Source organism: Duganella sp. GW821-FHT07G03, assembly GCF_059418605.1.
Window position 1 is genome coordinate 1 of sequence record NZ_JBWKQE010000055.1, and the last position, 2,348, is coordinate 2,348.

Annotated in this window: 2 protein-coding genes; both read left to right on the forward strand. The window is 74.4% G+C overall.

What is annotated here, in order from left to right:
• A partial coding sequence (locus tag AC07OK_RS30705) for a hybrid sensor histidine kinase/response regulator (protein ID WP_494693834.1) occupies positions 1–1,850 on the forward strand: 1,850 nt, incomplete at its 5' end.
• Positions 1,847–2,348, forward strand: a 502-nt coding sequence (locus AC07OK_RS30710) for a response regulator (protein ID WP_494693835.1), incomplete at its 3' end; no start/stop codon positions are given. The genes AC07OK_RS30705 and AC07OK_RS30710, both read left to right, overlap by 4 nt.

Sequence of the window (2,348 nt, forward strand, 5' to 3'; positions counted from 1 at the left end):
CCGCTGCCCCCATGCCGCCGCCGCCGGCGGCCGGCGCCGCGCCATCGCTGCAGGCGGCCGCGTCCGAGCCGGAGCAGACGGTGCGCATCTCCACCGCCAAGCTGACCGCGCTGCTGTTGCAGGCCGAGGAACTGCTGGCCTTCAAGTTCAGCGCCGAGCACATGGCCGCCGACCTGCGCGCGCTGCACGCCGAGCTGGAAGGCTGGCGCAAGCGCTGGAGCCGCACCGTCGGCGAGGCGCGCGCCAGCGGCCGCGCGGACGAGCGCCGCCACGGCGCGGGCGCGGCCGGCGCCGGCCGCAAGGGGCCGCCGCTGGAGCGCCTGCTGGAAGCGGTCGAGCGCGACGCGCTGCTGGCCAAGACCATCGGCGAGCGTTTCGCCCAGATCGAGCGCAGCGCCTGGCAGGAGCGGCGCGCGCTGGCCGGCATGGTCGACAATTTGCTGGAAGACATGAAGCGCACCCTGATGCTGCCGTTCTCCACGCTGCTGGAAATGGCGCCGCGCCTGGTGCGCGACCTGGCCCACGACAGCGGCAAGGAAGTCGAGCTGCGCATCGACGGCGCGGCGATCGAGATCGACCGCCGCATCCTCGAGCAGATGCGCGATCCGCTGGTGCACCTGCTGCGCAACGCGATCGACCACGGCATCGAGACGCCGGCCGAGCGCCGCCTGGCGCACAAGCCGGAACGCGCGCGGCTGGCGATCGAGGTGCAGCCGCGCGACGGCGACAAGGTCGAGCTGCTGGTCAGCGACGACGGCCGCGGCATCGACCCGCAACAGGTGCGCGAGCGCGCCGTGCGCGACGGCCTGCTGACGCCCGAGGCCGGCGCGGCGCTGGGCACGGCGCAGATGCTGGCGCTGGTGTTCGAGTCGGGCGTGTCGACCAGCGCCATGCTGACCGACCTGTCGGGGCGCGGCCTGGGGCTGGCGATCGTGCGCGAGAAGGCCGAAAAGCTGGGCGGCAGCGTGGCGGCCGAGGCGGCGCCGGGCGGCGGCACGCGCTTTCGCATCGTGCTGCCGGCCACGCTGGCGACCTTCCGCGGCCTGCTGGTGACGGCGGCCGGGCGCCAGTTCGTGCTGCCGTCGCGCAATGTCGAGCGGGTCGCGCGGGTGCTGCCGGAATCGGTGCACAGCGTCGAGGGCCATCCCACCGTGGTGCTGGAGGGCGAGGTGCTGGCGCTGGTGCAGCTGTGGCGCGTGCTGGGGCTGGCCGCGCCGTCGGCGCCGTCCGGCTATCTGACCCTGGCGCTGCTGACCAGCGGCAGCCGCCGCCTGGCCTGCCTGGTGGACGCGGTGCTGGGCGAGCAGGAGGTGCTGGTCAAGGGCCTGGGGCCGCAGCTGCGGCGGGTGCCCAACATCGCCGGCGCCACCGTGTTGGGGGCGGGCCAGCTGGTGCCCATCCTGCACGTGGCCGACCTGCTGAAGTCGGCGCTCGGGGCGGGCGTGGGCGGCGCGCCCTTGCCGGCGCCGGCGGCGCAGGCGGCGCGCCAGCAGCTGTTGGTGGTGGAGGATTCGATCACCTCGCGCGCGCTGCTCAAGAACATGCTGGAGGTGGGCGGCTACCGGGTCACGGTGGCGGTCGACGGCGTCGACGCGCTGAACGCGCTGCGCGGCGGCGGCTACGACCTGGTGGTGTCGGACGTCGAGATGCCGCGCATGGACGGCTTCGACCTGACCGCCAGCATCCGCGCCGACCGCCGGCTGGCCGAGCTGCCGGTGGTGCTGGTGACGTCGCTGGCCTCGCGCGAGCACCGCGAGCGCGGGGTCGATGTCGGCGCCAGCGCCTACATCGCCAAGCAGGGTTTGGAGCAGAACAATCTGCTCGACACCGTGCGCAGGCTGCTGCGATGAACGCCCCGCTCACGCCCGTGGTCCGGGTGCTGGTGGTGGACGATTCGCCGGTGGCGCGCGAGCTGCTGGCCTATCTGCTCAATTCCGATCCGGCGCTGGAGGTGGTCGGCGTGGTGGCCGACGGCGAGCAGGCGGTGGCGGCGGCGGCGCGCCTGCGGCCGGACGTCATCACCATGGACATCCACCTGCCGCGGCTGGACGGCTACGCCGCCACCCGCATGATCATGGAGACCTGCCCGACGCGCATCGTGATGGTCACCGCCAGTCCGGTCGCGCACGAGGTGGCGGACAACTTCCGCGTGCTGGAGGCCGGCGCGCTGGCGGTGCTGGCCAAGCCGTCCGGCCCCGGCCATCCCGAACACGCGCAGATCACCGAGGAGCTGCTGCGCACCATCAAGCTGATGGCCGAGGTCAGCGTGGTGCGGCGCTGGCGGCGCGGCGACAGCTGGGGCGGCGCCGCCGCGCCGGCGCCGGCGGCGCCGCCGGCCGGCGCCGAGC